The 23,804-nt window shown below is 29.9% G+C and carries 20 protein-coding genes; 3 read left to right on the top strand and 17 right to left on the bottom strand.

Annotation, left to right across the window (positions count from 1 at the left end; genetic code table 11):
• Positions 1 to 84 precede the first annotated feature (84 nt).
• Positions 85 to 612: a phosphoglycerate mutase family protein gene (locus tag ACMFBB_RS17505; RefSeq protein ID WP_435262022.1), complete on the top strand. Its 528-nt coding sequence runs from the start codon at positions 85 to 87 to the stop codon at positions 610 to 612.
• On the opposite strand, the gene ACMFBB_RS17500 is transcribed toward ACMFBB_RS17505, so the two are convergent.
• The 15 genes from ACMFBB_RS17500 to ACMFBB_RS17430 form a co-directional block, all read right to left on the bottom strand.
• Positions 613 to 1,317 (bottom strand): YqjF family protein, encoded by a 705-nt coding sequence (locus ACMFBB_RS17500; protein WP_435262021.1) that lies wholly within the window; start codon positions 1,315 to 1,317, stop codon positions 613 to 615.
• Positions 1,318 to 1,871: 554 nt separating this feature from the next.
• Positions 1,872 to 2,348, bottom strand: coding sequence for an SRPBCC family protein (locus ACMFBB_RS17495; RefSeq protein WP_435262020.1), 477 nt, complete (start codon positions 2,346 to 2,348; stop codon positions 1,872 to 1,874).
• Positions 2,349 to 2,351: 3 nt separating this feature from the next.
• Positions 2,352 to 3,245, bottom strand: a complete 894-nt coding sequence (locus ACMFBB_RS17490) for a TIGR01777 family oxidoreductase (RefSeq protein WP_435262019.1) — start codon at positions 3,243 to 3,245, stop codon at positions 2,352 to 2,354.
• 6 nt (positions 3,246 to 3,251) lie between these two features.
• A complete protein-coding gene (locus ACMFBB_RS17485; protein WP_435262018.1) occupies positions 3,252 to 4,070 on the bottom strand; it encodes a DCC1-like thiol-disulfide oxidoreductase family protein in 819 nt (272 codons plus the stop codon).
• Positions 4,067 to 4,417 (bottom strand): hypothetical protein, encoded by a 351-nt coding sequence (locus ACMFBB_RS17480; protein ID WP_435262017.1) that lies wholly within the window; start codon positions 4,415 to 4,417, stop codon positions 4,067 to 4,069. The genes ACMFBB_RS17485 and ACMFBB_RS17480 overlap by 4 nt, the downstream gene beginning before the upstream one ends.
• Positions 4,418 to 4,455: 38 nt before the next feature.
• Positions 4,456 to 4,962 carry a GbsR/MarR family transcriptional regulator gene (locus tag ACMFBB_RS17475; protein ID WP_435262016.1) on the bottom strand — a complete coding sequence of 169 codons (507 nt, stop codon included), beginning with the start codon at positions 4,960 to 4,962 and terminating at the stop codon, positions 4,456 to 4,458.
• Positions 4,963 to 5,557: 595 nt separating this feature from the next.
• Positions 5,558 to 7,669: a DNA helicase RecQ gene (gene recQ / locus ACMFBB_RS17470; RefSeq protein ID WP_435262015.1), complete on the bottom strand. Its 2,112-nt coding sequence runs from the start codon at positions 7,667 to 7,669 to the stop codon at positions 5,558 to 5,560.
• Positions 7,670 to 7,747: 78 nt separating this feature from the next.
• The gene (locus ACMFBB_RS17465; RefSeq protein WP_435262014.1) at positions 7,748 to 10,921 is read right to left on the bottom strand and encodes a S41 family peptidase; all 3,174 of its coding nucleotides are present in this window, start codon (positions 10,919 to 10,921) and stop codon (positions 7,748 to 7,750) included.
• A gap of 64 nt (positions 10,922 to 10,985) precedes the next feature.
• A complete protein-coding gene (gene trpA, locus ACMFBB_RS17460) occupies positions 10,986 to 11,756 on the bottom strand; it encodes a tryptophan synthase subunit alpha (protein WP_435262013.1) in 771 nt (256 codons plus the stop codon).
• 81 nt (positions 11,757 to 11,837) lie between these two features.
• Positions 11,838 to 13,016, bottom strand: a complete 1,179-nt coding sequence (gene trpB / locus ACMFBB_RS17455) for a tryptophan synthase subunit beta (protein ID WP_435262012.1) — start codon at positions 13,014 to 13,016, stop codon at positions 11,838 to 11,840.
• A 28-nt stretch (positions 13,017 to 13,044) separates the two neighbouring features.
• Positions 13,045 to 13,671 carry a phosphoribosylanthranilate isomerase gene (locus ACMFBB_RS17450; RefSeq protein WP_435262011.1) on the bottom strand — a complete coding sequence of 209 codons (627 nt, stop codon included), beginning with the start codon at positions 13,669 to 13,671 and terminating at the stop codon, positions 13,045 to 13,047.
• A 1-nt stretch (position 13,672) separates the two neighbouring features.
• Positions 13,673 to 14,461, bottom strand: a complete 789-nt coding sequence (trpC, locus tag ACMFBB_RS17445) for an indole-3-glycerol phosphate synthase TrpC (protein WP_435262010.1) — start codon at positions 14,459 to 14,461, stop codon at positions 13,673 to 13,675.
• A gap of 83 nt (positions 14,462 to 14,544) precedes the next feature.
• Positions 14,545 to 15,534, bottom strand: a complete 990-nt coding sequence (gene trpD / locus ACMFBB_RS17440; protein ID WP_435262009.1) for an anthranilate phosphoribosyltransferase — start codon at positions 15,532 to 15,534, stop codon at positions 14,545 to 14,547.
• Positions 15,534 to 16,109, bottom strand: coding sequence for an anthranilate synthase component II (locus tag ACMFBB_RS17435; protein WP_435262008.1), 576 nt, complete (start codon positions 16,107 to 16,109; stop codon positions 15,534 to 15,536). Before ACMFBB_RS17435 ends, trpD begins: the two co-directional genes overlap by 1 nt.
• 82 nt (positions 16,110 to 16,191) lie before the next feature.
• Positions 16,192 to 17,583, bottom strand: a complete 1,392-nt coding sequence (locus ACMFBB_RS17430) for an anthranilate synthase component I family protein (RefSeq protein WP_435262007.1) — start codon at positions 17,581 to 17,583, stop codon at positions 16,192 to 16,194.
• Between the two features lie 421 nt (positions 17,584 to 18,004).
• Between ACMFBB_RS17430 and asnB the strand changes: the two genes are divergently transcribed.
• Positions 18,005 to 19,666, top strand: a complete 1,662-nt coding sequence (asnB, locus tag ACMFBB_RS17425) for an asparagine synthase B (protein WP_435262006.1) — start codon at positions 18,005 to 18,007, stop codon at positions 19,664 to 19,666.
• A 47-nt stretch (positions 19,667 to 19,713) separates the two neighbouring features.
• Here asnB and ACMFBB_RS17420 read toward each other — a convergent pair whose 3' ends face one another.
• Positions 19,714 to 19,872 carry a hypothetical protein gene (locus tag ACMFBB_RS17420; protein ID WP_435262005.1) on the bottom strand — a complete coding sequence of 53 codons (159 nt, stop codon included), beginning with the start codon at positions 19,870 to 19,872 and terminating at the stop codon, positions 19,714 to 19,716.
• Between the two features lie 260 nt (positions 19,873 to 20,132).
• Positions 20,133 to 21,302 (bottom strand): DUF3103 family protein, encoded by a 1,170-nt coding sequence (locus ACMFBB_RS17415; RefSeq protein WP_435262004.1) that lies wholly within the window; start codon positions 21,300 to 21,302, stop codon positions 20,133 to 20,135.
• A gap of 494 nt (positions 21,303 to 21,796) precedes the next feature.
• Here ACMFBB_RS17415 and gyrB point away from each other — a divergent pair, with 494 nt between their 5' ends.
• Complete coding sequence (gene gyrB, locus ACMFBB_RS17410; protein WP_435262003.1) at positions 21,797 to 23,734, top strand: DNA topoisomerase (ATP-hydrolyzing) subunit B; 1,938 nt, start codon at positions 21,797 to 21,799, stop codon at positions 23,732 to 23,734.
• Positions 23,735 to 23,804 lie beyond the last annotated feature (70 nt).

Genomic DNA, 23,804 nt, shown 5'->3' with positions numbered 1-23,804 from the left:
TATAAATAATATGCCTTAAAACGAATATATCGTTCTTTTTACATAATTTAGATTCTTATCTACAAAATTTAAAATTCTATACTTATGAACTTGAAAAAAAAATTACTGCTACTCTTAACAATAATTGGATTACAATGTTATGTAAATGCTCAAGAAAATAAAGAGCTTTTTACTATATACTTAGTTAGGCATTCAGAAAAGGGAGTATCTACTACCAATCCTAAAAATCCACCTCTTACTACTTGTGGAGAGCAACGAGCAGAAAGTTTGAGTAAATTTCTTAAAAAAGTAGATTTAGATGTTATATACAGTACCAATTATATTCGTACTAAAAGCACTGCAAAGCCGACTGCTAAGAGCAAAAACAAGACTATCAAAATATACAACCCAAGAAAACTTAATCAATTTGCAAAAACATTAATCGAAAAAAAAGAAGATGCGCTAGTTGTTGGGCATAGTAATACAACTGGTGTATTAGCTGGATTATTAGTCGGTAAAAAAATTGAACCTTTTGATGAAAGCATTTATAATAGGATTTATCAAGTTGTAATTCATAAAAAAACTGGCCGTTTACATGTTCTAAACACATCTTTTTCTTGCGATAAGTTCTAATTAGAACTTCACCTTGTTCTCTACTGAAACATTAGATCCTTCTAACAAGAATACAGAGGTTGGCTTTTGATTCCTTAGAAAAAGAAAATCCTTGTTATACGTTTCTAAAAAGTTTACTGATATTTTGTAATTTATTACTGGGTAAAAGCCCCATTTTGGGTGTTTCACCTCATATTCAGTTGTTTGATTATTATCTTTTGAATACCCCCAATAATGTTCTGCTATAAATTCAATTTCTGAATTTTCATCCATTTTCTGTATGTTATTTAGAGCTTCAACTTCAATTGAGTTCCATTCATTATTAATTTTCCATTGATAAGAAACATTCAATTTATCTTCTTTTATATTCCATAAATGTTTCATTTGAAGTGTTTGATAATTTTCATTATAAACAGTGTTAGCTACAAAAGTTATGGCTGCCTTAGGAACAATTTCTTTTATGAAAACCACTCCTCTTTTTACTACACCATCTTTTACTTTTTTCACATAAAACCTAAGATTTACTTCCTCAAAATTAACATGAAAAGGAATTTTTACTCCCAGTAATCTTGTGTTTAAAAACATAAAACCAACAACACTTAAATAACACTTACCTTGAAAAAAATCTAGATCAGTCCCTAAAGGTAAATACGGTTTTAATACATCTGGATTTACTTCATAATTTATCATTATTAATTTTCGCCACTCAGCCCTTAAAAAACTCATATCTATTACTTTTTATTTTTTATTTCACTTTTATATAACAAAATTACCAGAAAAAGCTACTCCATGTAATCTCATAAACCACCCTGAAATTAATATGTTCAAAATACACATACTATTACTTATACAATTAAATATAATGTTGTTGTACTATTTTCTCTTATAATTTATTTTATAAATTTGTTCAACTGTATACGTAAAAAATAATGATAAAATTATGGGTAATAACATTAAAATATACCCTATAAAATTTATCTTGTATGGAATAAATTCTCCCATAAAATATAAGACAAAGCATATTACGAAATATATACCAACAGAATTGGTATATAGATTTAACTTCTTAAAATTCACAACATCTTTTTTTACTATTAGAGGAGAAAGAACAAGTGCTGCTATTATTTGAAAAACACCTAGCAAAACTGCCAGCAGTAACGCATAAAAAAAGTATTCACTTATTAAAATCCCTATTAAAATTAAACTTAAAAAGAATAGCATAATTACTCTATTTAACCATGTTATAATTAATATTGTTTTCCCATTTTGTTTCCTTAAAATCATATGTTCAAAATTTGTTTCCATTTGTTAGTTTCAGCAAACTCTTTTATTGTTTTATTTCTTTCTAAAAGAAAATTGGTCATATATTTTTTAAGAAATAACCTATCTACAATCTTCCCAAGAATACCTAAAGGGGACGTATATTCTAAAACATCAACTAAAGTAGTTACATTTTCATTATAATAGAAATAATGTTCATGCTTAAAACTTTTAAATGCTCCAGAAATCATTTTATCTGCAAAAAAATCAGCCTCCTTGCATCCTATTACTTTAGATGTAAAATTTTGATAAACACCTAAGTGTTTTGCTCTCCAAGTTACCGTTTCATTTAATTTTATTAGGCCAGATGTTCTTCCCGAAATAACTCTTTCGTTTGTCTTTTTAGTAGAAATTTTATGCAACTCTATGCTTCTAGAAAGATTAAATACAATTTTTTGAGCTGCTTTTATTTTTGTGAATAATAGTATTGTAGGCATATTTTAAATTTTGAATTCGTTAAAAGTATTTGTAGAAAATTTAAATCCTAAACGTAGCAGCTTCTCTGGATATACTTTTCTACTTTTTAATAATAACTCAGTTTCAGTACCTATAAGCTTTGCTCCTATTTTCAATAACCATTTTGGAGAATTAATTCCAAAATACACATTTAACTTACTTCTTAATTTCTTTTGAAACTCATTATTTTTTATTGGATTTGGTACGCATATATTATATACTCCTGATTCTTGTTTAATTAAAAAACTAATAGCTCTTATATAATCTTTCTCAGTTACCCAACTTATAAATTGATTCCCTTTTCCTTGTTTCCCTCCTACCCCAAACTTTGTCATTTTCTTCATTAACGGAAAAGCTCCTCCTTTATTCCCAAGAACAATAGAGGTTCTTGTTATTATTTTTTTTGTTCTGGGTAGTGCATAATTATTAAAAACTTGTTCCCATTTTTTACAAACATCCATAGAAAAATCTATGCCAATATCTCCTTTACTTTCAGTCATTAATTTGTTTTCTGAATGTTTATAAATAGTAGCTGAAGAAGACTGGATAAATACTTTTGGTGGATATTCTAAATTATTAATTACTTCACATAACAAAGCTGTACTATCTAATCTACTTTGATAAATCTCTTCTTTGTTTTTACGGTTATATCTACAATTAACCGACTTACCAGTTAAATTGATTAAAACATCAGTGTTGTTAAGCAACTGCCCCCAATATCCTTTAGAAATTCCATCCCATTGCAAATAGCTAACGTTATCACTATTTACTCTTTGTTTTCTACTTAAAATATAAATTTGATTTTCTTTTTCTTTTTTAAAATATTCAGTAAGCAACTCTCCCAAATATCCAGTTCCTCCAGCGATTACTATTTTCATTTTTATCTATTTTAAAATAATTAGTAAAGCAATAATTCTATATACTACCCATGTATGACTTAAATAACTTGGTAAACCTAACAACCTAACTCTTCTTCTGTGTTCAAAAAACATGAAAGAAACAACACCTAAGAATAATATCGCTACAATTGTTTCTGGTATTTTTAATAATCCATTTAAAATGATTAACTGCAGTATTCCTATACTTCCTATTAATGAAACTGTCATTAAATTGCCTAAATAATTGATAATTATTTTTGAACTACCCTTTAGTAAAAACAAGCTTTGAAATACTAGTTGACTTATTGTGAGTATAAGCTCACTTTTATAATCAGCTACTGGTAAACTAGGAAGTAACCTTGAAAAGGATAATAATGTATAAGCAGTAATCAGAATTGATAAAATAATATATAAAACCCTATAACTAATATTAAAATCGGGAATACATTCTATCGTTTCTTCTTCTTTTATTTCACTAGGAACTATTACTTTTCTGTTGTAAGAAATAAAAGAATATAGCTTTTTTAAAAAAAAGTAAATGGGTTTGAATTTTCCTACTCTTTCAATAAAAGGATAAGAGTTTCCAATTACTTTTAATAAACTATCAATACCATATATTACTTCATGATTTTTAGTATCAACCAATGCTATTTCATTCGTTGCTCTTTTAATGTCAACATATTTTTTTTCATCATTTGTAATTTTTTTAAATGGTTTTCTACCATTTTTATCCAACATTTTTGAGTGTACAAAACCAGATGTGTAAACATTACATAATGGACAATCATCATCATATAATAGTGTATAATTTTCTAGTGTTTTCATAAGTTCTCTTTTTTATCTAATGATTCTAAAAAAAATGAAAAATATAGCGCGATTATCATTGGTAAAATAATATAGAATATCACACCCAAATATGCTTCTAAACCAACATCTATATTAAAAAGCCAGACCGTTCCATACAATAAAACTACTGCCCAGTATATCAATAACTTGTTTTTACCTTTTTTAGAAAAACTTTTCATAAAAAATAGTAATACAAAAGCTAATAGTAACTGATAAGCCCCAAGAAAAATTTGTATAAGTAGTCCAAAGTAAATAGTGGCATACATAACTATTGTTGCTACAATCAAGGCTCTATTTAGTTTTTTTAAAATATTTATATATTTCATATTTTCAGAAATTTTTGAAAGTTTAATGACAAATTTTTTTATTTTTTTATCATTTTAGTAAAGCTTGATAATAACCAATGCTCATCGGCTTTAATAGCTTTGTCTAAAATTCCATTTACAGTGTTTGTAACTGATGACAAGTCACTCATTAATTTTTTAAACTGAACTGCTTCATCTGATTCCTCAACTACATCTTTCTGCAATTCATCTAATACTTTCAATACAGGCTCTACCTCTCTCCTTTTACGTTCTTTAGTAACTTGCTTAAATAATTCCCATATATCTTTATCAGCCACAAAAAACTCTTTGCGCTCGCCTACTACAAACTCTTTGCGAACAATTCCCCAATCAATTAATGCACGTACGTTCATATTTACATTTCCCCTAGAAATTTTAAGCATATCCATAATATCATCGGCTGATAAAGGTTCAGTGGAAACCAATAGAAGAGCATGTACTTGCGCCATAGTTTTATTGATACCCCAGCTAGTAGCTAAACTTCCCCAAGTTTGAATGTATTTTATTTTAGCATCTTGTAATTTCATAAGACAAATATATAACAATTTTTAAAACTTTCAGTAATTATTGAAAATAAAATATCTTTAATTTTTTAATAAGATGTAAATCATGCCCTAGAATGTGACATCCTAAAACACTTCCGCTTGCTTTAATTCAATTAGTTATACCTTCAGGAATTAATACTCTATCAAACAAATATTTAAACAGCAATTTAATTACTAATTTCAACACCTCATACTCTTATAGTATGTTTTAAAATATTCATTCAGAAGTATCATAATTAAAGCCACAATATTCTTATTTAAAACTAGGAAGGTTAGTGTTACCTTTTCTCATAAAATAAAAGGATCTTTACTAATAAATTATTTCAATGGTGTAACCAAAGTTTTAAAGATGAAGATCTTAAAATATTTTTTTTTACGGATAATAATTCTACAAAAGGGTATAATAGCAGAACTTATTTTACTATTAATTTTGAAAATAATTTACTACTTACTTTTCCTGAAAAACATTTGGTTGAATAACTAACGTTACATATAATTCAAAAAAGCTTGCTGAAGGGTGTTTTATAACTGTTGAATTTTAAAATTCTCATTCCTAAGAATGATACAATAAAATACTTTATAATCTTTTTTTCTGCAAAATAGTTAATGCTACTCTAATTTGTTCATAAGGCACTTTTTCTTCTAAAAACTCGAAATACGGTTTCAATGTCATTTCATTTTTTAATACCTTTTTTGCATTTGCTACTGACTTTACTACTTCTGGCGTTGTAAACTCATCTAAACTAACATCTTTTCCTTCTAAATACAGCTTGGATAAATGTGAAAAAATAGTAGCAGGTTTTAACTTTCGTCTTTCCGCTATTTCTTCTATAGTAAAATCCTCCTTATACAACTTATAGGTTTCTAAAGTGGTATCCTTTTTAGTTTTCTTTTTTTCTCTTAAAAAGCTTTTAACCTCTTCTATAAATTCCCCTCCGTACACTTCTAATTTTCTTTGGCCAACTCCACTTATAGTTAAAAATTCTTCATCTGTTCTTGGTCTCTCTCTTTCTATTTCTTTTAAAGTAGCATCATTAAAAACTAAATATGCTGCGATATTTTCTTCTTCTGCTATACGGTATCGCAATTTTCGTAATCGTTCAAATAAGGTATCTTTTGCTGGTCTTTTTCTTGTTTTGGTACTAATTATTTTTTCTTCTTTTTTAATCTCTACTGGAGTGGTTAATTGTACTTTTTCTCCATTAAAAAGAACTCTTTTGGAAAAATCTGTTAATTGTAAGGTATTGTTCAAATGAAATGCAATCTGAGTATACCCTTGATTAACTAATTGAATTAAATAATGTTGCCAATCTCTCCAAGAAATATCATTTCCTACACCATATGTTTTTAAGTATTGATAGTTTTTATCTAAAACAGCAGCATTCTTTGCTCCTCTTAGTACATCTATTACAGTTCCCATTGCCTCCTTTTCACCTAATCTATAAATAGCCGACAATGCTTTTTGGGCAATTACTGTGCCGTCAAAAAACTGTGGTGGATTTTTACAAACATCGCAGTTCCCACAAGTACCTTCAATTAATTCACCAAAATAACTAAGCAATATTTTTCGCCTACAAACAGTAGCTTCAGCAAATTGTTTCATTCGCTCTAACTTTGCGTCTTGCACTTCTTTATTCCCTGTGTTTTCAATAAATTGGCGTAGCTGAATTACATCTGCATAGCTATGAAATAATAATGCTTTTGCAGGCAAACCATCTCTACCTGAGCGTCCTATTTCTTGATAATATCCCTCTATGTTTTTGGGCATATTATAATGAATTACCCAACGTACATTTGATTTATCTATCCCCATTCCAAAAGCAATGGTTGCACAAATAACTTCACAATTATCTTTTATAAAAGCTTCTTGGGTTCTTGCTCTTTCTTCAAATGACAATCCAGCATGGTATGCTTTAGCGTTAATATTATTTTGTTGTAGCTTACTGGTTAACTGCTCAGTAGCTTTTCTACTCAAACAATAAATAATTCCGGCCTCATTAGGCTTTTTATTTATAAATTTAATAATTTGTTGAACCCTGTCATTTGCAGGTCTTACTTCTAATGAAATATTCTCTCTATTAAAAGAACTTATATATTTAGTTGCATTAGAAATGGCCAATTGCTTTAAAATATCTTCTTGAGTTGCCTTATCCGCAGTAGCCGTTAATGCAACAATTGGTACTCCTGGTAATGATTTTTTTAAAAAAGATAATTGCTTATAAGAAGGTCTAAAATCATGTCCCCAAGATGAAATACAGTGAGCTTCATCAATAGCAACACAGCTTACATAACTTTTATTTAATATATTTTGTAACAACCCCAAACTCTCAGGAGCAACATATAACAATTTAATCTTTCTAGTTACTACCTCATCAAATACTGTTTCTTGTTCTTCGGTTGATTGACTACTATTATAATATGAGGCGCCTATACCATTAGCTTTTAAACTATCTACTTGATCTTTCATTAAAGCTATTAATGGAGAAATAACAATAGTAATTCCTTCAAAAAATAAAGCAGGTAATTGAAAACAAATAGACTTTCCTCCTCCTGTAGGCATTATTACCAAAGTATCATTTTTAGCTATAATATTTTCAATAATTTCTTGTTGCTGTAATCGAAAACTGTCATATCCAAAATTAGACTTCAGTTTTTCTAACAATACTTGTTCTGCTATCTCGTGCTCCATAATCGCAAAAATAGGTATAAAAAAAAACGAAGATGCAATATCTTCGTTTTAAAGTGTAGTAGGTTTTAAAATATTATTTTAAATATCATTTAATAATACTTCTACAGCTTTTTTAAGCTGCTCATCTTCTCCACGACTTTTCCATCCAGGGAAGTTTTTAACTAAAAAATCAGGTGTTGCAGGAGCTTCATTCTCCATGTTTTTACCTGAATTTTTAACATACCATGCTCTAAAAGGCATTCTTATAAATCCGTTTTGTAACCCTCTACCTCCTGTAGATATTACGGCACCAAATGTTGGTTGTCCAACCAACTTACCTAATCCTAAATTTTGAAATGCATGTGAAAATATTTCTGCATTCGAATAACTATTCTCATTACATAAAGCGACTACTGGTTTTGTATTTACAGATAGAATTGCCCTCTCATTAAATGGATAATTTTTAGTAAAATTTGAATGATTCTTTAAACTTTTAGTGGCTCCTCTAGGAATAGTATATGCATGTTGTTTTACATTTAATACAGCCATTAAACGATCAGTAGTCCATCCACCACCATTATATCTAACATCAATTACAATTCCTTTTTTACCATATCCACTGGCTTTTAGTTCTCTTTCAAAACGCTCAAAACTTGTCATATTCATGCCTTGTATATGAATATATCCTAGTGTACCTTTTGAATACTTTTCAACTAGTTTTTTACGTGAATTCACCCATTCTTCATACTGTAAATTTCTTAATGATCGTTGTGGCCTAAGTATAACATCTTTTGAATTAGATAGTGTTAATAATATTTCGTTATTCCTTGTATTCTTCATTAAACTATAAAAATTAGTTGTTCTACTAATTTCTGTCCCATTTACAGATGTAATAACATCTCCTACTTTTAATGAACTTTTCGTTTTATTTGCAACAGAATTTGGTAAAACATAATTTACACGTATCCCTTTGTTTATATTAGAAACATCTAACCCCAATAAACCTACATTATCACTATTGATTTTTTCAGGATTTCCTGAACGATACCCCATATGACTTGCATTCAATTGCCCTAATAATAAATTATACATGTATGAAAAATCTTGCTGTGTAGTAGCAGATAAAACCCAAGGCTTGTATTTTTTCACTAAAGAACCCCAGTTATAACCATGAAATTCAGGATCATAAAAGCCAGCTGTCAGTGCTCGAATTCCTTCATTAAAAACTTGCTCATTTTCCTTTTTAAAATTGATAGTATAAGTTGCTGAATGTGGAAAAGATTCAATTTTATCTGATTTCGTGTTTAGTTGTTTTAAACGACCAGATGCTGTAAAATAAATTTTTCCTTTAACTTCAGAAAAATCACCTGCTCTTGCAGATCCTCTAATTGATTTAGGTTTACTTCCATCCCACTTTACTTTATATAAATTTCTTTTTTGGGTTCCAGGATTCGTTGCAGAGAAATAAATAAATTTACTATCTGGACTAAACACTATACTATATTCATCATCAGAAAGCAAAGTTACTTGAACTAAACGATTATATATTTTGTCTTCATCTATTTTTACATTTACCTCCTTCTTTTTGGACTTTTTACTTTTCTTCCCTTTATTTTTTGTAGTTCCTTTAGATTTTTCTTTTGTATAGTAATCACCTTCCTCGTGATCTATTCTTGTTTTTTCCCAATCTTCTTTCTGTAACCAAACCATCCAAACATCATAATTAATTCCGCTTCTATTTGATAAAAAGGCTAGCTTCTTTCCATCTGCACTCCATTTTGGACTGCTATCACTTCTTGGATGCATACTTACATTCATTTTTTTTGATTTATCTTCAATTGATTGAATGTAAATTTCACTATCAAAATTCAAGTCTTCTTGTGAATACGCGATATATTTACTATCAGGGCTCCACGATAAATCTTCCGCAGCTGACCAAGTATCTGAATATATTTGTGAATTTTTAATAGTTCCTTTATTAATATCTCCAATCATTAAAGTTCCTCTACCAACTTGATAAGCTATCTTTTTTCTATTAGGTGATACTATTATATTTTCAATATCAGTATTACTATTTGTTAGCTTAGATATTTTAATTTTCAAACTTCTATTTAAACCTACTAAAGTATCAGCTGAAGTAGCACTATAAATTTCAAAGTGCCCGTCCCTATCTGAAATAAACAAAACTGTTTTATTATCTATCCATTGTGGTTGTTTGTCTCTAAATGAATGCTTACTTATGTTATTTGATCTTTTTTTCTCTTTATCATTTTGTTTAACAAATATTTCACCATTAATCTCTAATGCTACTTGTTTAGCATCAGGTGAAACTGCATAATTTCGAATACTACTACTTACGGTTTTTGTTTCTTCCGAATAAAAACGAGTATCTGAGGGTATTGATAATACTAATTTTGTTGTTTTGTTATTTTCTATTTTATAAGTATCTATTCCAGAAGTATATATAATAACTCCATTTTTACTTACAGAAAAAGAGCGAACTCCATTACTTTTTTGCTTAGTAATTGCTAATGCTTCTCCATCTTTTTTTCCTTCTGATGAAATACTTTGTTTGTATACATTATAACGACCACTTTTTGCTCCTATGTAATATAAGTTACTAGAAGCATCCCATGTTGGAGAGTGATCATTTTTATTACTTGTTGTTATTTGATGATATTTTTTAGTTTGAGTATTATAAATCCAAATATCTCTTTGAGCAGATCCTACATAATCTTCTCTTGCTATTCGACAAGCTCCTTTTACATAAGCTATAAATTTTCCATTAGGAGAAACTGAGGCCATACTTCCATATGCTGTTAATAAACGTTGTGGCGTTTCTCCTTTTTCATTAACTGAGTATATTTGAGCATCCCATTCCGGTCCTGCAAATACTCTTTTAGTAGTAAATACAATATTACCCTTAGCATCCCAACTGGAAGGTGTATTAGTTGTAGGATAGTACGTTAATTGTTTAGGTACTCCTCCTGATACTGGGATAGTAAAAACATTTGTATTACCGGCTCTGTTAGATGAAAAGGCTAATTCTTTTCCATTAGATTTCCATACAGGGTCCCCGTCATATCCTTGATGAACAGTTAATCTATTTACTTGTTTAGTGGAAAAATCATAAACCCAGATATCTCCGTAATAACTAAAAGCCATTCTAGAAGCATCTGGGCTAATTTGTGGTTGACGAATTAACGTTGTTTGAGCCACAATTACGCTCGAAAGCATCAAAGTAACTATTGATATTATTTTTTTAGTTAGCATATTTTATAAATTATGCCACTAAATTACCTTATTAACTAATAATTTAATAATATTTAATAATATATTAACAATTCTTAACAGTTTTCACAAAACTTGCTATTCCTTTAATAGCGAATCTATCTAACTCTTTTATAAATGCAGAACCTATAATTGCACCATTTGCATACCTACAGGCTGTAGTAAAAGTTTTATTATCTGAAATTCCAAATCCTACAATAAGCTTACTTTTTAATTGCATCGCTTTTATTCGGTTAAAATACGCTATCTGTTCTTCAGAAACTTCACCCTTAGCCCCAGTTATTGAAGCTGATGCTACTACATATATAAAAGTGTCTGTTAAACTGTCAATTTTTTTAATACGCTCTTTAGAAGTATTAGGTGTAATTAAAAACACATTACTAATTCCATATTTTTTAAATAAATTTTGATAATGACTTTCAAACTCTATCATTGGCAAATCAGGAATAATAATGGTATCTATACCACAATCTTTTACTTTTTGACAAAAAGATTCTTCTCCATATTTTATAATTTGATTTACATAACCCATTAACACCAAAGGTGTTTTGTTAGTATTTTTTATCGCTTCTAATTGTTCGAAAACAACATCAAGATTCATTCCATTATTTAATGCAACAGAACTACTATGTTGAATGGTAGGTCCGTCAGCTAATGGATCCGAGTAAGGCAACCCTACTTCTATAAAGTCAACTTCATTAACTTCCAATTCTTCTATTATTTTTGAGGTATCGTCAAGATTAGGGAAACCTGCCGTAAAGAAAATAGACAATAAATCTTGTTGTTTTTGAGTAAATATCTTTTGTATTGAATTCATTGTATCCGTGTGTATATTCTTGCTATAAAATAAATGACTTTGTAACCTCTTTAAGAGATTTCTAAATTATACTTTAAATATCTATTCTTCTAAATGTTTAATATATGTTTCCAAATCTTTATCTCCTCTACCTGAAAGATTAATTACTATAGTTTGATCTTTTTTCAAATCCATTTTAGCTAGTACAGCTAAAGCATGGGCGGTTTCCAAGGCAGGAATAATTCCTTCAATTTTTGTTAGTTCATAAGCTGCATCTAATGCTTCTTTGTCAGTAGCATTCATAAATATTGCTCTGTTAGTTTCGTGTAAAAATGCATGTAAAGGACCAACCCCTGGATAATCTAATCCTGCTGAAATTGAATAAGGTTCTTCAATTTGACCATACTCATCCTGCATTAAAATAGTTTTACTTCCATGAATAACTCCTACTTCTCCTAACTGAGACGTTGCGGCACTCTCTCCTGAATTAACACCTAAACCAGCAGCTTCTACCGCTATTAGATCTACAGATAAATCTTCTAAATAATGATAAAAAGCTCCAGCTGCATTACTACCTCCTCCAACACAAGCTATAATAGCATCAGGGTTTTCTTTACCTGTTTGCTCTTTTAGTTGAGTTTTCATTTCTTCTGAAATCACTGCTTGTAAACGAGCTACCATATCTGGGTATGGATGAGGGCCAACAACTGAACCAATTAAATAATAGGTATCTGGGTGTTGAATCCAATAGCGAATAGCTTCGTTAGTAGCATCTTTTAATGTTTTACTACCGCTAGTAGCTGGAATTACTTTTGCTCCTAACATTTTCATTCGGGCAACATTTGGAGCTTGTCGTTTTATATCAATCTCTCCCATGAAAACAATACACTCTAACCCCATTAATGCACAAACGGTAGCTGATGCTACACCATGCTGTCCTGCTCCAGTTTCTGCAATAATTCTAGTTTTACCTAATTGCTTGGCTATTAAAATTTGTCCTATTGTATTATTAACTTTATGTGCTCCTGTATGATTTAAGTCTTCACGTTTCAAATAAATGGTAGCTCCATATTTTTCTGACAATCGTTTTGCTAAATACAAAGGACTTGGCCGCCCTACATAGTGTTTTAATAAATCTTTATACTCTTTTTGAAATGCTTCAGAATTAATAATATCAATATAATTATCTTCTAACTCTTTTACATTTGGATATAACAACTCAGGAACAAAAGCTCCTCCAAACTGCCCGTAATATCCATTTTCATCTGGTTGAAATTTCATCGTTGTTGTGTTGTTTTACTTTTAGTTATTAACTTAAAACTTGTTTTTTAAATTTCTTTAATTTATCAATTGATTTCTTTCCTGGCGCAGTTTCAAACTTGCTATTTACATCTAATGCTACGCAGTATTTTGCTTGAGGTGTTTTTAAAAATGATTTTACTTCATTTACTTCTTCCAAACCTATTCCTCCACTTAATAAATAAGGTTTTATTGAATTGTATTTTTTCAATATATTCCAATTAAAAGTTACTCCATTTCCACCTCTTTCTTTTCCTTTTGTATCAAATAAAAAATAATCTACATGCTCTTCATAAGAATGTAAAACTTTAAAATCAAATTCATTTTTAATTCCAAAAACTTTTATAATTTTCACTTTTGGCAAATACCTCTTTAATTCCTTAATATACTCAATTGATTCATCACCATGCAATTGAACAACTTCTAATTTATATTCTTCAATTAATGAAACCAATATTTCTAAATACTCATTTACAAACACCCCAACTTTTTTGATGTTTTTAGGAACTTCAGGGATTATTCCTTCAAAATTTCTTTGGGATTTTTCGTAAAAAATAAAGCCTAAATAATCAGGGTTCAAACCAGCTATCTGCTTAATATTTTCAACATATTTCATCCCACAAATTTTCAGCTTCATATTATCGAATTTGGCTAATAAATTCTTGACATGCTTGTCCTGGGTTTTCTGTCTTCATAAAATTTTCTCCTATTAAAAAACCTTGAAATCCGTATTCTTTTAATCCTGTAATAATTCTAGGATCAGAAATTCCACTTTCAGAAACCTTAACAGCAGTTGAAGGTATTTGATTAGCTAATGCTATTGAATGTTCGAGATCTACCTCAAAAGTTTTTAAATTTCTGTTATTAATTCCTATAATTTTATTGTCTAAGTCACTGATTTTATCTAAATCTTCTTGGCTATGAACCTCATATAAAACTTCTAAACCTAAATCTATTGCTAATTGCCCATAATTCTTAAGTTCTTGAGAAGTTAAGCAAGTTGCTATTAAAAGTATAGCGTCTGCTCCTATTGCCTTTGCTTCAACAATTTGAAATCCGTCAACTACAAAATCCTTACGTAAAATTGGTTTTTGTTGATTTATAGTTCTTGCTTCCATTAAATCAGCCATTGTTCCTCCAAAGAATGAAGTATCAGTTAATATAGACTGAGCTGCAACATTTGCATCTAAATATCCCTTTGTAACTTCAAGTATAGTTGATTTATCATTAATTACCCCTTTAGAAGGTGACTGTCTTTTATATTCAGCTATAATTCCCGTTGAATATGATGCGGTTAATGACTCTTTTAATGATAACGATGTGTTTTTAAAATTAGGACTTTCAACTAATTTTTTCACAGGAATTTCAGCCTTTATTTTAGCTACTTCCTTCTTTTTAAATGCTACTATTTTATCTAATATTGTCATACTTTTTTCTTTCTGTCACATCAAACATAGTTGTCTAATTATATTATCTCATCTAAATTTTAAATGACATTTATTTTTACCCCTTAACTCTTAATTAATATATTTAAACATTCTTTTGCTTTTCCTCCCATTAATGAGTTTTTTGCTTCTTCAAAGGCATCTTCAAAACTTTTTTTATCATCAACTATCATTAAAGCAAAAGCTGCATTTGTTAAAACCACATTATTTTGCGCTTCTGTTCCTTCTCCATCTAAAATAGTTTTAAATATTTTGGATGCTGCCTCAACGGAATCGCCTCCATAAATATCAGACTGTAATAATATTTTTTTATTCAAATCTTGGGGAGTTATTAATTCTTCACCCTTTTTTGTGAAAAGTTTAAATCCTCCTGTTAATGATATCTCATCATAACCATCCAATGCATGAACAATTCCATAGTTTGAATTCTCATCCTGTAAAATATAATTATACAATCGAGCTACTTCTAAATTAAAAGTTCCTAATAACTGGTTTTGTGGTGAACTTGGATTTACTAATGGTCCTAACATATTAAAAAAGGTTTTTAATTTCAACGCTTTTCTAACAGGGCTAACAGCCTTCATCGCTGGATGAAACTTTGGAGCATGCAAAAAACAAATATTTGCTTTCTCTAAATGAGATTTTAATAGTGTCTCATCATTTGTAAATCTATACCCAAAACTTTCCAACATATCAGACGACCCTGATGTAGAAGAAACTGAATAATTACCATGCTTTGCTACCTTTTGCCCGGTACCTGCTACCACAAATGATGTTAAGGTAGAAATGTTAAAAGTATCTTTACCATCTCCACCAGTACCTACGATATCAATAGTATTATAATCTGATAAATCTACTTTTATTGCTAACTCTAATAAAGCTTCTCTAAACCCTGCTAATTCATTAGCCGTAATTGGACGCATCATAAAAACAGTTAAGAAAGAAGCTACATGTGCTTCGTTATAATTTTCTTTAGCTATTGCAATAAGAACCTCTTTAGCTTGCGTCTTAGATAAACGTTTATGTTGGTATAGTTCGTTTAGTATTTCCTTCATTATTGTACATTTTCTAAAAAGTTTCTTACAATTTGCTCTCCTACTTCTGTTAAAATTGATTCAGGATGAAATTGAACTGCAGAAACATTAAACTCCTTATGTTCAATCGCTTGAATTTCACCTTCTTCATCAACAGCAGTAATAGCTATTGTTCGTGGAAAATTTTCTTTAGAAGCAATCCAAGAGTGATACCTTGCTGCTTCAAATTTTTCTGAAATACCTTTAAAAATCGTTGCTTTAGGCTCAACCACTTCCATTTCAGTAGCTACTCCATGAAATACTTCTCCCATGTTTTCAATTTTACCTCCAAAAACTTCTGTTATTGCTTGTAACCCCAAACAAACACCAAATATTGGAATTCTTCCTGCATAAGTAGCAACCACTTCTTTTAAAATACCCGCTTCGTCAGGAATCCCAGGGCCTGGAGATAATATAATTATTTCATATTTCTCAATCTCTTTAATAGTTATTTCGTCATTACGATACACATCTGGTAACTGACCAGTAATATCTTCTACCATGTGAACTAAATTATAAGTAAAAGAATCGTAATTATCTAATATTAATATCTTCATAATCTGAGTATTAAAAATAGAGACAGTAGCATTGAGAAAATAAATAAATCTCAAATAAACATGCTAATATCTCGTTTCTATTTTATATTTTTTCTGCTAACAACAACGCTTTCTTCAACGCTGCTAGTTTATTATTTACTTCTTGTAATTCGTTTTCTTCATTTGAATGAATAACAATACCTGCTCCTGCCTGGAAATACAATACATTTTGTTTACTAACAAATGAACGAATTGCAATAGCTAAATTCACTGAACCATCTAATCCAATAATACCAACTGCGCCTCCATAAAATCCGCGTGATTGATTTTCATAAATATCAATTAATTCCATTGCTTTGTATTTTGGAGCACCGCTAAGTGTTCCTGCAGGAAAAGTATCTCCTACAATTTTAATTGGATTTCCTTTTATTTTTCCTTGAACTGTAGACACTAAATGAATAACGTGACTAAAATATTGAACTTCTTTAAACACATCTACTTTAACATTATCAGCATGTTTGCTTAAATCATTTCTAGCTAAATCTACCAACATCACGTGTTCAGCAGTTTCTTTTTTATCTTCAGATAATTTTTTACCAAGCTTAATATCCTGAGCCATATCACCCGTTCTCCTAAAAGTTCCTGCAATTGGATTTATAATGGCTTTCCCTTCATTGATTTTAATCTGAGCCTCAGGTGATGAACCCATTAGCTTAAAATTCCCGTAATCAAAATAAAACAAATAGGGTGATGGGTTAATAGAACGTAAAGCTCTGTATACATTAAATTCATCTCCTTTAAATTTTTGCTGAAATTGGCGCGATAAAACTAATTGAAAGACATCCCCTCTTTTACAGTGAGCTTTTGCTTTTTTTACATACTCTTTAAAATCTTCATTGGTACAATTTGAAGTTTCATCACCATTTATCTCAAACTTTTGGGTATTAAAAGCCTGCGCTTTTATTATTGTTTCAATTTCTTGTATTCTTGAAGTCTCATTTTCTTTAATATTCTCAATTAATATCATTTCATCATTAAAATGATTAATTGCAATTATAAATTTATAAAAACTATACTGCATCATTGGAATTGAAGAAGGAGCATCTTTTACATTCAATTTTATAGTTTCAAAATACTGAACACTATCGTAAGTAGTATAGCCATACAAACCATTAAAAGATTTAATGCTATCCTCACATATTAAATTAATAGTTTCTGTAAACTGATTAAATAAACTATTGAAATTCCCTTGTATAGTTTCTTTACTTATTTCTTTCCCTTTTACAGAAACTGAAAATTTATCTTTGTCAGCTTTCATAGTAATTAGAGGCTCTATACATATAAAAGAATAACTCTCTTCTTTACTGTGATAATCAGAACTTTCTAATAACAATGTGTTTGAATACGTATCTCTTAATCTTAAATACAGTCCTACAGGTGTAACCGTATCTGCTAATTGTTTTTTGGATATAGTAGTATATTCTGTTTGTTTCATTTTTAGTTATGTTGTTAAAAACAAAAAAGGCTTATCGTGAGATAAGCCTTTTTAAATTTATATTTTACATATACAGGTTATTGCCCACTTAATTTGAGTTAAGAGAGTTCCACCACCATATGTTATTTTGTATTGTCATGATAAAGCAAATTTATAATACATTTTTAATAATCCAAATTTTTATTTCAATTTATTTTCATAAAACTATAAAAAACCAATTTTTAAAACACGTAAAACAAATAAAACTTATGATTTAAAACTAAAAACCACATTAAAACTAAAAAATAAAACCATAAAATAAATATTAGTTTTAAAAAATAAAGTTTATCACGTTGTTTGTATCACCAATTAAAACAATAACTCAATTTACAGTTATTAATTATTAGAAAAAAAAATTAAAAATATAAAATGATATAAGATTATGTGTGGAATTGTATGTGCCTTTGATTTAAAGGAAGAATCAAAAATTTTAAGACCTCAATTATTAGAGATGGCTAAGAAAATTAGACATAGAGGTCCAGATTGGAGTGGTATTTATAGTGATAACAAAACGATTATGGCTCATGAACGTTTGGCTATTGTTGATCCAACATCCGGTCAACAACCTTTATTTAGTAAAGATAAAAGATTTGTTTTAGCTGCCAATGGTGAAATATACAATCACAAAGAAATAAAAAAAGAATTAAAAGAAACTCATGAATTTTTAACAAAATCTGATTGTGAAGTCATTCTTGCACTGTATAAAGAAAAAGGAGAACATTTTTTAGATGATTTAAATGGAATCTTTGGTTTTGCAGTATATGATACTGCAACTGATGAATATTTGATAGCAAGAGACCATATGGGAATCATTCCATTATACATGGGATGGGATAAAAAAGGGACTTTTTATGTGGCTTCTGAATTAAAAGCCCTAGAAGGTTATTGTAACAAAATTGAAGTTTTTCCTCCAGGACATTACTTTACAAGAGAAAGTGGCTTACAGCGTTGGTACTCTCGTGATTGGCTGGAGTATGAAGCTGTTAAAGACAACCAAACTAGTATTGACGAAATACGAGAATCTTTAGAAGCTGCTATTCATAGACAATTAATGAGTGACGTACCTTATGGTGTATTGCTTTCAGGTGGTCTAGATTCTTCAATAACCTCAGCCATTGCAAAAAAATATGCCTCAAAACGGGTAGAATCAGGAGATAAGGACGAAGCTTGGTACCCGCAACTTCATTCTTTCTCAATAGGTTTAGAAGGATCTCCAGACTTAGCTGCAGCCAAGGAGGTTTCTGAACATATTGGTACAATTCATCATGAAGTAACTTTTACTGTTCAAGAAGGATTAGATGCTATTCGTGATGTTATTTACAACTTAGAAACCTATGATATTACAACAATTCGAGCTTCTACTCCTATGTATTTACTTGCTCGTGTAATAAAATCGATGGGAATTAAAATGGTGTTGTCTGGTGAAGGGGCCGATGAAATTTTTGGCGGATACTTATATTTTCATAAAGCCCCTAGTGCAGAAGAATTTCATAAAGAAACAGTTCGTAAATTAGATAAATTATACCAATATGACTGCTTAAGAGCTAACAAAAGCTTGATGGCTTGGGGTATTGAAGGGCGTGTTCCTTTTTTAGATAAAGAATTTATGGATGTTGCTATGCGTATTAATCCAGAAGATAAAATGATTAACGGAGAACGAATGGAAAAATGGGTTTTACGAAAAGCTTTTGAAAGCTATTTACCTAAAAGTGTTGCCTGGAGACAAAAAGAACAGTTTTCGGATGGAGTTGGCTACAACTGGATTGACAGCTTAAAAGATGTTGTTGAAACCGCAGTGACTGAAAAAATGATGGATAATGCTGCACATAGATTTCCTATGCAAACTCCAAGGGCTAAAGAAGAATATTATTACCGTGCTATTTTTGAAGAGCATTTCTCTAGCGAAACTGCTGCTTTAACTGTTCCATCCGTACCTTCTATTGCTTGTAGTACTCCTACTGCATTAGCTTGGGATGCAAGTTTTCAAAACGTAAATGAACCTAGTGGAAGAGCCATTAAGGCAGTGCATGAAGATGCTTATTAATTAGCATTTTAAGTTGTGTTAAAAACCTCATTGTTATGAGGTTTTTTTTATTCAAAATCCATAAAGTTTTCAGCTTCTATTAATTTGATTAGAACATTCACCTTTTCCATCATTTTATTATAAAACTGATTTTGTTCTTTTTCTCCTGAAGTATTTAATAACCTTGAGTGTTTAATTTGTTTTCTAAAATAACTTTGAGCTTCCATACAAGTTTTTTTGTCAATTGCTCTAAAAAAAGGTAAAATTAGATTTCATAAAATGAGACCTGTTGTCTTTATTAAAACAATAAATTAAATCTACTCTTTTTTTAAATAACTTTTTCTGAAATTTTATCAAATAGTAACTTTAATTTATTGCATATCTCTAATTAAAAATAGGTTTTATTTACTAAAAAATAACACTCCATTTATAAAATAAAAAACTCCCTAATAAGCAGGGAGTTTTAAATTCAACTAATTCTAATCAATTAATTTGAAGAAACAAAAAATGGTGATAAATTTACTTTTGCATTTCCTCTAGCACCGTAATAATTAGTATATTTCTTATACTTTTCAATTGTATAAAAAGAATCTACATAATCGTCACTATTCGTATACCAACTATCTGGCATTGCTTGAATTATAGCTCCTGCTACTTGCCCTAAGACGTTTACCCAAGGTTGAGTTGAAACTGTTCCTATTATTTGAAACACACCATTAACAATAGTTGATACTAAACTTTTATAATTCACATTATCATCCTTTTCAAACAACTGAATATTAGCCGCTTGATATTTATAATCATCCCAAAATAATAATATTTGATTAGGGTAATAATTTTTATCTTCATGATCTAAATAATACATCGGTATAACTTTTATTTCTGGCTTGTTATTACCGTCTTTAATCCCTGATGTGATAGCGTATATTTCAGCTGCTCCACTGATCCATGGCTCCTCATCATCATTTAGTCTAATTTTATCTAATTTAGTAGTCTCTAATCCAGCATTCCTTTGAGATGTAGCACTTAAATCTAGTTTGGAAGAATCAAATCTATTATTTTGAACACCTTGCTCTCTAAGGTGCCTATTCATGAACTTCACCTCTTTCTTTAAAGTTTCAAAACCATCAGTTTCAATAACTATAACAGGCCTGTTCGGTGCTTCTTTTGGGTCTAAATAAACAACCTCTTTATTTATAGTAAAAGCTTCAATGACTTTCCAATCTTTTTCATTTCCTTTAGGCGCATATGAAAACAATAACTCATCAACATTCAGCTCCTTTTTAGGGTTATGAAGCCATACTTCAAGAATTTCAATTTTATCAGGGGCATTGTCTGAATCAGCTTTTTTTTCTAATTCATTGGTTAGAACTGATAATTTGTTAAAAGATTCTCTCTTTAAAGACGCCCCAGTGGCCTCCTCTAAAATATTAGACATCTTAACACTTGGTTTTTGCTTTGACAGCATAGTTAGAGTTTTACTTTTAAAACTCTTATTTTTCATCAAATCAATAAACTCAAAAGTAACTTCCTTTTTGTTTACTGAATTTGAATCAAATAATGCTGCTTGATTTTCAACTAGCTCATCTGAAGAATTACAGCTTGTAATTAACAAAGACACTATTAATGTCTTTAATAGAATTCGAGGGATTCTCATTTTTTTTAAATTTAGTAATTAATATTTATTATTTCAAACAAACATACAAAAAACCCAATAAATTATGTTAAAAACGTTAATTTTTTTTAAAAAAACTAACAAAAACGAAATAACACAATAAATAAAACACCATAAACGCAAAAAAGGTTAGAATTCTATAATTTAAAAATAACGAATAAAAAGCCACAACTTTTTAATGATAAAATGAATAATTAACGTTTATTTACTAAATTTAAAACTACAAAATATCACTCCTAAGAGACTTTACAGTTATTTCACTCAAAAAAAAGATCAAAAACTCACTACTCTTTAAAATAACACCTTTTTTAATCGTTTTAAGACATTTTTACACATTTTATAATTGTTGATAATTTTCACTCAAAACAGCTTAAAAACTTTATTTTAAAGTTAAAAAAATGTAAATTTGTAAAAATCATAATCGCTATCAGCGATTATTTTTTTGAAAAATGATAATAATTAATTAACTCAATAATATGAGCGAAGAAAAAAAGCACAATTATTCTGCTGACAGCATCCAAGCACTTGAAGGAATGGAGCATGTACGTATGCGACCATCCATGTATATTGGAGATGTAGGTGTTAGAGGTTTACATCATTTAGTATATGAAGTGGTAGATAATTCTATAGATGAGGCAATGGGAGGACATTGTGATTCTATTGAAGTTACTATTAATGAAGATAACTCTATTACAACAAAAGATAATGGTCGTGGAATTCCCGTTGGTATCCATAAAAAAGAAGGTGTTTCTGCATTACAAGTTGTAATGACAAAAATTGGAGCTGGAGGGAAATTTGATAAAGATTCTTACAAGGTTTCTGGAGGTTTACATGGTGTTGGTGTAAGTTGTGTAAACGCTTTATCTGATCATCTGACAGCAACTGTTCATAAAGAAGGTAAAATTTGGCAACAAGAATATGCTAAGGGTAAAACATTATACCCAGTTAAAACAATTGGGGAAACTGATTTTACAGGTACCATTGTTACATTTTTACCAGATAAATCAATCTTTGCCCAAACTACAGAATATAATTATGATACTTTATCTGCTCGTTTACGTGAACTAGCCTATCTTAACAAAGGGATTACTATTACCTTAACAGATAAACGAAATACTGATGATGAAGGTAATTTTATTTCTGAGACATTTCATTCTACCGAAGGTCTTCCTGAATTCATTAAATATTTAGATAGTACACGTGAGCAATTAACTGCGAATGTTATTTCTATGGAAGGTGAAAAAAATGGTATTCCAGTAGAAGTTGCAATGGTTTATAACACTTCATACGCTGAGAACCTGCATTCTTATGTAAACAACATCAATACACATGAAGGAGGAACTCATTTATCAGGTTTTCGCCGTGGATTAACTCATACTTTAAAAAAATACGCTGATGAATCAGGCTTACTTAAAAATGTAAAGTTTGAAATTTCTGGTGATGATTTTCGTGAAGGGTTAACTGCCATAGTTTCTGTAAAAGTTGCAGAACCTCAATTTGAAGGACAAACTAAAACAAAACTAGGAAACAGAGAAGTTACCTCTGCCGTATCACAAGCAGTTTCTGAAATGCTAACGGATTATTTAGAAGAAAATCCGAATGACGCTAAAACAATTGTACAAAAAGTAATTCTAGCAGCTCAAGCACGTCATGCAGCAAGAAAAGCTCGTGAAATGGTTCAACGTAAAACGGTTATGAGTATAGGTGGCTTGCCTGGTAAATTATCAGATTGCTCTGAAACTGATCCAGCTGCTTGTGAAATATTCTTAGTAGAGGGAGACTCGGCAGGTGGTACAGCAAAACAAGGACGTGATCGTAATTTTCAAGCAATACTTCCTCTTCGTGGAAAAATTTTAAATGTTGAAAAAGCAATGCAACATAAGGTTTTTGAAAATGAGGAAATCAAAAACATGTTTACTGCTTTAGGCATATCTATTGGAACAGAAGAAGATCCTCGTGCTTTAAACTTATCTAAACTACGTTATCATAAAGTGGTTATTATGTGTGATGCCGATGTAGATGGTTCACATATTGCTACTTTAATATTAACTTTCTTCTTTCGTTATATGCGAGATATGGTTGAACAAGGGTACATTTATATTGCAACACCTCCTTTATACTTAGTAAAAAAAGGACAAAAAAGAGAATATGCTTGGGACGATAACCAACGTGATTTAATTGTTCAGAAATTAGGTGGTGGAGCATCTATACAAAGATATAAAGGTCTTGGAGAAATGAATGCTGAACAATTATGGGACACTACCATGAACCCAGAATTTAGAACTTTACGTCAAGTTGTTATTGATAATGGAACTGAAGCTGACAGAGTATTCTCTATGCTAATGGGAGATGAAGTTCCTCCTCGTAGAGACTTTATTGAAAAGAATGCAAAATATGCAAACATCGATGCCTAATTTTTAACTAAAAATAAAAAAGCTCTCATAAAAATGAGAGCTTTTTTATTTTTAGTTAAAACTGAGTACC

The sequence above is a fragment of the Tenacibaculum sp. nBUS_03 genome, assembly GCF_051201695.1.
In the GTDB taxonomy this organism is placed as follows: Bacteria; Bacteroidota; Bacteroidia; order Flavobacteriales; family Flavobacteriaceae; genus Polaribacter.
This window is presented reverse-complemented; position numbering and strand designations above follow the sequence as displayed.

Excerpts from the sequence above, each read along its gene's own strand:
- ACMFBB_RS17505 (WP_435262022.1), top strand. The coding sequence starts at position 85 with ATGAACTTGAAAAAAAAATTACTGCTACTCTTAACAATAATTGGATTA.
- ACMFBB_RS17485 (WP_435262018.1), bottom strand. The coding sequence starts at position 4,070 with ATGAAAACACTAGAAAATTATACACTATTATATGATGATGATTGTCCA.
- ACMFBB_RS17475 (WP_435262016.1), bottom strand. The coding sequence starts at position 4,962 with ATGAAATTACAAGATGCTAAAATAAAATACATTCAAACTTGGGGAAGT.
- recQ (WP_435262015.1), bottom strand. The coding sequence starts at position 7,669 with ATGGAGCACGAGATAGCAGAACAAGTATTGTTAGAAAAACTGAAGTCT.
- ACMFBB_RS17450 (WP_435262011.1), bottom strand. The coding sequence starts at position 13,671 with ATGAAGCTGAAAATTTGTGGGATGAAATATGTTGAAAATATTAAGCAG.
- ACMFBB_RS17430 (WP_435262007.1), bottom strand. The coding sequence starts at position 17,583 with ATGAAACAAACAGAATATACTACTATATCCAAAAAACAATTAGCAGAT.
- trpC (WP_435262010.1), bottom strand. The coding sequence starts at position 14,461 with ATGACAATATTAGATAAAATAGTAGCATTTAAAAAGAAGGAAGTAGCT.
- ACMFBB_RS17495 (WP_435262020.1), bottom strand. The coding sequence starts at position 2,348 with ATGCCTACAATACTATTATTCACAAAAATAAAAGCAGCTCAAAAAATT.
- ACMFBB_RS17415 (WP_435262004.1), bottom strand. The coding sequence starts at position 21,302 with ATGAGAATCCCTCGAATTCTATTAAAGACATTAATAGTGTCTTTGTTA.
- gyrB (WP_435262003.1), top strand. The coding sequence starts at position 21,797 with ATGAGCGAAGAAAAAAAGCACAATTATTCTGCTGACAGCATCCAAGCA.
- trpA (WP_435262013.1), bottom strand. The coding sequence starts at position 11,756 with ATGAATTCAATACAAAAGATATTTACTCAAAAACAACAAGATTTATTG.
- ACMFBB_RS17480 (WP_435262017.1), bottom strand. The coding sequence starts at position 4,417 with ATGAAATATATAAATATTTTAAAAAAACTAAATAGAGCCTTGATTGTA.
- asnB (WP_435262006.1), top strand. The coding sequence starts at position 18,005 with ATGTGTGGAATTGTATGTGCCTTTGATTTAAAGGAAGAATCAAAAATT.
- ACMFBB_RS17490 (WP_435262019.1), bottom strand. The coding sequence starts at position 3,245 with ATGAAAATAGTAATCGCTGGAGGAACTGGATATTTGGGAGAGTTGCTT.
- ACMFBB_RS17500 (WP_435262021.1), bottom strand. The coding sequence starts at position 1,317 with ATGAGTTTTTTAAGGGCTGAGTGGCGAAAATTAATAATGATAAATTAT.
- ACMFBB_RS17435 (WP_435262008.1), bottom strand. The coding sequence starts at position 16,109 with ATGAAGATATTAATATTAGATAATTACGATTCTTTTACTTATAATTTA.
- ACMFBB_RS17465 (WP_435262014.1), bottom strand. The coding sequence starts at position 10,921 with ATGCTAACTAAAAAAATAATATCAATAGTTACTTTGATGCTTTCGAGC.
- ACMFBB_RS17420 (WP_435262005.1), bottom strand. The coding sequence starts at position 19,872 with ATGGAAGCTCAAAGTTATTTTAGAAAACAAATTAAACACTCAAGGTTA.
- trpB (WP_435262012.1), bottom strand. The coding sequence starts at position 13,016 with ATGAAATTTCAACCAGATGAAAATGGATATTACGGGCAGTTTGGAGGA.
- trpD (WP_435262009.1), bottom strand. The coding sequence starts at position 15,534 with ATGAAGGAAATACTAAACGAACTATACCAACATAAACGTTTATCTAAG.